General features: G+C 66.1%; 7 protein-coding genes. 3 read left to right on the forward strand and 4 right to left on the reverse strand.

What is annotated here, in order from left to right:
- Window positions 1–5 precede the first annotated feature (5 nt).
- Entirely contained in the window at window positions 6–1,223 is a 1,218-nt protein-coding gene (locus tag QZS21_RS08670) for a cation:proton antiporter (protein ID WP_295582412.1), read from the reverse strand.
- 141 nt (window positions 1,224–1,364) lie between these two features.
- Between QZS21_RS08670 and QZS21_RS08675 the strand changes: the two genes are divergently transcribed.
- Window positions 1,365–2,264 carry a LysR family transcriptional regulator gene (locus QZS21_RS08675; RefSeq protein WP_295582414.1) on the forward strand — a complete coding sequence of 300 codons (900 nt, stop codon included), beginning with the start codon at window positions 1,365–1,367 and terminating at the stop codon, window positions 2,262–2,264.
- A gap of 264 nt (window positions 2,265–2,528) precedes the next feature.
- Here the strand turns inward: QZS21_RS08675 and QZS21_RS08680 are convergent, their stop codons facing one another.
- The 3 genes from QZS21_RS08680 to QZS21_RS08690 form a co-directional block, all read right to left on the reverse strand.
- Entirely contained in the window at window positions 2,529–4,982 is a 2,454-nt protein-coding gene (locus QZS21_RS08680; RefSeq protein WP_295582416.1) for an ATP-dependent Clp protease ATP-binding subunit, read from the reverse strand.
- 25 nt (window positions 4,983–5,007) lie between these two features.
- On the reverse strand, window positions 5,008–5,508 hold the full coding sequence (locus QZS21_RS08685; protein ID WP_295582418.1) for a UvrB/UvrC motif-containing protein: 501 nt from the start codon (window positions 5,506–5,508) through the stop codon (window positions 5,008–5,010).
- A 70-nt stretch (window positions 5,509–5,578) separates the two neighbouring features.
- Window positions 5,579–6,031, reverse strand: coding sequence for a CtsR family transcriptional regulator (locus QZS21_RS08690; protein WP_295582420.1), 453 nt, complete (start codon window positions 6,029–6,031; stop codon window positions 5,579–5,581).
- A gap of 293 nt (window positions 6,032–6,324) precedes the next feature.
- Between QZS21_RS08690 and QZS21_RS08695 the strand changes: the two genes are divergently transcribed.
- Window positions 6,325–6,498 (forward strand): DUF362 domain-containing protein, encoded by a 174-nt coding sequence (locus tag QZS21_RS08695; RefSeq protein ID WP_295582422.1) that lies wholly within the window; start codon window positions 6,325–6,327, stop codon window positions 6,496–6,498.
- 97 nt (window positions 6,499–6,595) lie between these two features.
- Window positions 6,596–7,179, forward strand: a 584-nt coding sequence (locus QZS21_RS08700) for a methyltransferase (protein ID WP_295582425.1), incomplete at its 3' end; no start/stop codon positions are given.

A 7,179-nucleotide genomic window follows, 5' to 3' on the forward strand; every position in this document is an offset into this window, starting at 1 on the left:
CTGTCTCACCGGGACTCCGGCACGGCCTCGCTGCTCTTCGCCCGGGGGATGGCGCCGGAGCGGACCAGCGCCAGCTTGGCGCAGGCCGGGCCCACCAGCTCATAGAGCACGGAGGAGGCCAGAATCACCGACAGCAGCAGATTCCCCACCCCGCCGGGGAGCATCCGCCGCCCCAGAAAGGCCAGGCCGATGGCCACCCCCGCCTGGGGTACCAGGGCCAGGCCCAGCCAGTTCCGGACAGAGGCCGCCGCGCCGGTCCACCGGCAGCCCAGCCAGGCCCCCGCGTACTTGCCCAGAATGCGGACGATGCAGTACCCCACGCCCGCCGCGCCCAGGGCCTTCAGCGACCCCGGGTCCAGATTCATGCCGGAGACGACGAAAAACAGACTCAGCACCGGCGGCGTGAAGGCCTCCACCTGGTCGAAGAGGGTCTGGTCCCCGGTACAGTTGATGTACACGCCGCCGCAGGCCATGCAGGCCAGCAGCGGGGACACCTCCAGCCGGGCGCACACCCCGCACAGCCCCAGCAGCAGCGCGATGGTCAAAATCAGCCGGTTGCCCTGGCTGCGGCTGGGCGGCGCCAGCAGCCGCTCCAGGACCCACCCCAGCGCCCCGCCCAGCAGCAGCATGGCGCCGTTGCTCACCAGCGGCATCACCAGCGTCCGCAGCGTGAATCCCCCGCCGGCCGCCGCCGTCACCGCCACGGCGGCGGCGCTGAACGCCAGCAGGCACACCCCGTCGTCCAGGGCCACCACCGCCAGCAGCAGCCGCACAAAGGGGCCGTCCGCGTGGTACTGCCGGATGGTCATCAGGGTGCTGGCCGGCGCGGTGGCCGTGGCGATGGCCCCCAGCAGCAGCGAGAGGCCGAAGCTCTCCCGGAACAGCCAGTACATCACCCCCGCCACCAGCAGCCCCGGCAGCAGCGACTCCGCCAGCGTCACCACCAGCAGCCCCCCGCCCAGCTGGCGGAGGGTGTCCCGCCGGAACCAGCGGCCCACGCCAAGGGCGATGAAGGCCAGGGCCATGTCGCTGACGAAGTCCATCCGCTCCAGAAGGGCCGCGGGCACCAGGCTCAACCCGCCGGGGCCGATGAGGATGCCCGCCAGGATATAGCCGGTGACGTCCGGCAGCCGCAGCCGCTTGGTCATCCGGGTCAGCACGAAGCCGGAGAGCAAAATCAGCGACAGGCTCATCAAAATTTCCGCCGGCGCAACCTGTTCCATGCCGCCGTCCCCCTCTCTTTCCTTGCATTCCCCGCGGAGCGGGTGTATGCTTATCTCAGTTCACTATATGCCCTGCGGCCCAATTGTCAAATCATGAATTTTTGATAATCCATAAATTTTTGTGATACCGGAGGTGCCCGGATGATTGACCCCAAACTGAACACCCTGCTGCGGGTCAGCGAGACCGGCAGCTTTACCCGGGCGGCGGAGCAGCTCTCGCTGACTCAGCCCGCCGTCAGCCAGCACATCCGCCAGCTGGAGCAGGAGCTGGGGGTGCAGCTGTTCCACCGGGGCGGCGGCGCCCTGAAGCTGACGCCGGAGGGGGAGATCGCGGTGCGCTACGCCAAGCGGATGGTGGCGCTGACCCACAACCTCCACCGGGAGATCCAGGACCAGCAGCGCCAGCTCACCCGCATCGCCGTGGGCCTCACCCACACCTCCGAGAGCAACCCCGTGGCGGAGGCCCTGGCCCGCTACTGTACCGAGAACCCATCAGTAAAAATCATGGTCATTACGGATTCCATAAAAAATCTTTATAGTAAGCTCCGCACCTACGAGATCGACCTGGCGGTGGTGGAGGGCCCCGTCACCGAGCCGGGGTACAGCTCCCTGCTGCTGGACACGGACAGCCTGGTGCTGGTGGTGCCCAACGACCACCCCCTCATCCGGCAGGGCATGGTCACCATGGAGGAGCTAAAGCGCCAGCGGATGCTGCTGCGGCTGCCGGAGTCCGGCACCCAGAACCTGCTGGTCTCCCACCTGGAGAGCCGGGGCATCTCCCTGGACGAGTTCAATGTGGTGCTGGAGGTGGACAACATCGCCACCATCAAGGACCTGGTCCGCCGGGGGTACGGCGTGTCCATCCTGGCCCGCAGCGCCTGCCTGGACGAGCTGAAAAAGGGCAAGCTCACGGCCCTGCCGGTGGAAAATCTCAGCATGGTGCGGGAGATCAACCTGGTGTACCACACGGACTTCTCCCACGGCGAAATCCTGCGGGGCATCTCCCGCACCTACAACGAGGCGGCCCGGCTCTACCGGTAGCGGCGCCCCGGCTTGTCCCAACAGCCTCCCGGCGGTTCGCCGCCGGAGCGGCGGGGGCAGAGGGCGGGCAGTTCCGCCGCGGCGCGTGCGCGGCAGAGCAGCCCTCCCGGCCCGCAGGTATGCGGACTGCGCATCTGCGGCCCACTGCGCCTTGCACTTGCGGGCCGCCGCCCGGCCGAAAAAGTACCTGCGGCACTTTCCCGACAGCGCCAGGCGCCCGGCCTCCCCATAGGGGAAGCCGGGCGCCTACTCTGCGTCGGGAAGTTATTTGGTGAGCAGCAGCTTTGCGTCCTCCACCGTGAGGCGGGCGGTGTCCCCCGCCTGGAGGGTGCCGTCCAGCATCCGCTCCGCCACGGCGTCCTCCACCTTGCTCTGGATGGCTCTGCGCAGGGGCCGGGCGCCGTACTTGGGATCGAAGCCCTCTTTGGCCAGCTCGGCCACGGCCTCGTCGCTGGCGTCCAGGTGGATGCCCATGGTCTCCATCCGGGCGGAGACCACCCGCAGCATCCTGCGGGCCACCTCCCGGATGTCCGCTTCCGTCAGCGCCCGGAAGACGATGATATCGTCGATCCGGTTCAAGAACTCCGGGCGGAAGGTCTGGCGCAGCTCCGCCAGAACCGTCTCCCTGGCCCGCTGGAAGGCCTTCTCCGCGTCGGGGTCGCTCCGCTCCTCCGTAGAGAAGCCCAGCTTGGACCCGGCAGCGGTCAGGGCCTTGGCGCCGATGTTGCTGGTCATGACGATGACGGTGTTCTTGAAGTCCACCGTCCGGCCCTGGGAGTCGGTGATGCGGCCGTCGTCCAGAATCTGGAGCAGCACGTTCCACACGTCCTCATGGGCCTTTTCAATCTCGTCGAACAGCACCACGGAATAGGGCTTCCGGCGGACCTTCTCCGTCAGCTGGCCGCCCTCGTCGTGGCCCACGTAGCCCGGCGGGGAGCCGATGAGGCGGGAGACCGTGTGCCGCTCCATATACTCGGACATGTCGATGCGGATCATGGCGTTCTCGTCGCCAAACATGGCCTCCGCCAGGGACTTGCACAACTCCGTCTTGCCCACGCCCGTGGGGCCCAGGAACAGGAAGGAGCCGGTGGGCCGCTTGGGGTCCTTCAGACCCACCCGGCCCCGGCGGATGGCCCGGGCCACGGCCTTCACGGCCTCATCCTGGCCCACCACCCGCTCATGGAGGGTCTCCTCCATATGCAGCAGGCGCTGCCCCTCGTCCTCGGTCAGCCGCGTGACGGGGATGCCGGTCCAGCCGGACACCACCGCGGCGATGTCCTCCCCGGTGACGGGGCGGTGCCGGCGGGTGCTCTTGCGGCGCTTGTCCCGCTCCAACTCCACCTGCTCCCGGTAATCCTTCTCGATGTCCCGCAGCTGGGCGGCCTTCTCGTAGTCCTGGGCCTCGATGGCGGCGTCCTTGTCCTTGACCAGGGCGGCGATCTTCTCCTCCAGGCTCTTCAGCTCGGGGGAGATCTCCTCCGTCTCCATCCGGACCCGGCTGGCGGCCTCGTCCATCAGGTCAATGGCCTTGTCCGGCAGGAAGCGGTCGTTGATATACCGGCTGGACAACTCCACGGCGGCCTCCAGTGCCTCGTCGGTGATCTGGAGCTTGTGGTGCTGCTCGTACCGCTCCCGCAGGCCCTTCAAAATCTCCAGGGTGGCCTCCCGGCTGGGCTCGCCCACCTGGACGGGCTGGAACCGGCGCTCCAGGGCGGCGTCCTTCTCGATATACTTGCGGTACTCGTTGAGGGTGGTGGCGCCGATGACCTGAATCTCGCCCCGGCCCAGGGCCGGCTTGATGATGTTGGCGGCGTCCACGGCGCCCTCGGCAGAGCCGGCGCCCACGATGGTGTGCAGCTCGTCGATGAAGAGCACCACGTCGCCGGAGCGCTTGACCTCCTCCAGCACCTTCTTGATGCGCTCCTCAAACTCGCCCCGGTACTTGGTGCCCGCCACCATGCCGCTGAGGTCCAGGGAGAGGATGCGCTTGTCCAGCAGGTCGTCGGGCACGTCGCCCAGGACGATCTTCCGGGCCAGGCCCTCGGCGATGGCGGTCTTGCCCACGCCGGGCTCGCCGATGAGGCAGGGGTTGTTCTTGGTGCGGCGGGAGAGAATCTGGATAACCCGCTGAATCTCGTCGTCCCGGCCGATCACCGGGTCCAGCTTGCCCGCCCGGGCGTCCGCCGTCAAATCCCGGGTGAACTCCTTCAGGGTCTTGTTTTTGCTGCCGTCCTCCTTGGCGGCGGCTGCCGCCTTGGCCTCGGCGGCCTTGCCCCGGGGGGTGTCGTTCAGCTTCTGCATGAGGGCGGTGTACAGATGCTTGGCGTCCACGCCGGCGGTGCGCAGGATGCGGACAGCCATGTTGTTGCCCTCCCGCAGCAGTCCCGCCAGCAGATGCTCCGTGCCCACGTAGTTGTACCCGCCCCGGACGGAGTCCTCCATGGCGATCTCCACCACCCGCTTGGCCCGGGGGGTGAGCCCCTGGGCGGGGTTGCTGCCGGGGAGCCCCGCCCCCACGCTCTTTTTGATGATCTCCACGATCATCTCGTCGGTGAGGCCCGCCTCGGTGAGGACGGTGTGGGCCATGCCCTCGTCCTCCCGGATCAGGCCCAGCAGCAGGTGCTCCGTGCCCACGTAGCCGTGGCCCAGCTCCCCCGCCGCCTCCTGGGAAAGCCGCAGGGCCTCCTCGGCCCTGGGCGTGAATTTGTTCTCATTCATAGATGTTTACCTCCCTTTTCCGGGTTTATTTGTTGTCCTTTTGCTCCTTGTGCTGTTCCTCCAGCGTCCGGATCTCGTCCCGCAGCTGGGCCGCCCGCTCGAAGTCCTCCTGGCGGACCGCCTTCTTCATCTCCATCCGCAGGGCGTTCATCTGGCGCAGGTAGGCGAAGCGGCTCTGCTCCTCCTTCCCCACCAGGTCCTCCTGCCGCTGGGGCTCCTGGGCCTCCTGCCGCCGGGGCGCCCCCAGGGCGGGCATGTCGGCGAAGAAGTCGTCAAAGGGGTCCTCCAGCAGCCAGTTCCGGCCGCCCATAAAGTTGGGGGAGAAGAAGTCCTCCAGGAAGCCGCCGCCAAACAGGCCGTTTCCAAAGAAGTTCTGCATCATCCGCTGGTTCTGGGCCGCCAGTCTCCGGGTGAAGCCCAGCTTCTCGGCGCATTCGCCGCACAGGTGCTTTTCGGTGATCTGGCCGTTGACATTGCTCTGATAGACAAAGGTAACTTCATTCTTACCGCAGTTCTCGCATTTCATAATCAATTCCTCCTTCAGGATGTTCAAATTTTTCCAATCGGGGATACGGCCCGGGGGAACTCAGGTTCCCCTAGACTTGCAGGATCAATACCTGCCGCAGGATGTCCGCCCGGACGGCGTCCCGGTTCTCCCGGGGCACGGCGCCCAGGGCCTTGTCGCCCACGGCGGCCAGCACCGCCCTTCCCAGCTCCTCCTCCAGCGCCCCGGACTGCACCAGGTTGCCGATGATGGCCCGGGCTGAGGGCAGGTCCATCCGCTGGCCCAGGGAGTTGATGACGTGCATCATCAGCGTCTGCCGGTCCACCCGGACCCGGGTGATGCGGATGTAGCCGTTGCCGCCCCGGCGGCTCTCCACGATGTAGCCCCGCTCCGGGGAAAAGCGGGTGCTCATCACATAGTTGATCTGGCTGGGCACGCAGTTGAACCGCTGGGCCAGATCGCTGCGCTGGACCTCCAGCACACCGTCCTCCGAGGTCTCCAGACTGCTCTGGAGAAACTCGGCGATCAAATCGGAAATTCCCACTGGACCACCTTCCTTCCCAAAAGCCTCCGCCGCATTTCTTTGACTTTGACTTTCTTTAACCTTTTGTTCTGACGCCAGTATACCACTTCCCGCCGGAATGTCAAGGGGTGATCTTTGACTTTCTTTGACCAAATTGAAAACAATTGATGAACGGCAGCTTTGGGCAAACCATATTTGCTAAATTTTTTTGAAAATCTTAGCGGATTTTTTCTGTTATGGCTTTAACAAAGACTTGCTTTTTCTAAATTGTATGGTACAATGAAAAACACAAATCTTATGGAGGTGCACTTCCCATGGCTTACAAAATCACTTCTGCCTGCGTGAGCTGCGGTGCCTGCTCGGACTCTTGCCCTGCCGGTGCCATCAGCCAGGGTGATGACCAGTACATCATCGACGCTGCCGCCTGCCTGGACTGCGGTTCTTGCTGCGACACCTGCCCCAACGGCGCCATCGTCCCCGAGGAATAATCGACGGGATACATAAACACACCGCAGGCCAAGGCTTGCGGTGTGTTTTGTTTTCCTCTATAATGGTCCTATTCCAACCACCAGAGGAGGCCGCGCCATGGAGCACTGGGAGAGCCTGAAACCCGGCGGATACCGCTTCGTCTACGACGATGCCCTCTTCCGCCCCAGCACGGACACCTTCCTCCTCTCCTCCCTGCCCCGGCTGCGGCCGGGGCTGCGGGTGTGCGACCTGGGCTGCGGCACGGGGCTGCTGGGGCTGCTGCTGCTCCAGCGGCAGCCCGGGCTGGCCGTCACCGGCGTGGAGCTCCAGCCCCAGGCCCTGGCCCTGGCGGAGCGGGCGGCGGCGGAGAACGGCCTTGCCGGGCAGCTGCGCTTCCTGCCGGGGGACCTGCGCCAAATCCGCACCCTTCTCCCCGGGGGAAGCTTCGACCTGGCGGTGTGCAACCCGCCCTACTATCCCAACCTGTTCGGCGGGCGCCGTCACCTGGAGCCAGCGGTTCTGGCCGTCCTTCATCACCTTGACGTTCACCGTGTCGGGCACGATGTACTGCGCGGCGACGTTCTGCGGATTCTGGTTCTGCGCCGCGGCGGCCTGGCTCCTCCGCTGGGGGGGCTGCTTCTGCCTGGTCCACAAGCCGGAGCGGCTGACGGACCTGCTGACGGCGCTGCGCCGGGCGGGGC

It is taken from the genome of uncultured Oscillibacter sp. (assembly GCF_900544955.1).
GTDB lineage: Bacteria > Bacillota > Clostridia > Oscillospirales > Oscillospiraceae > Oscillibacter.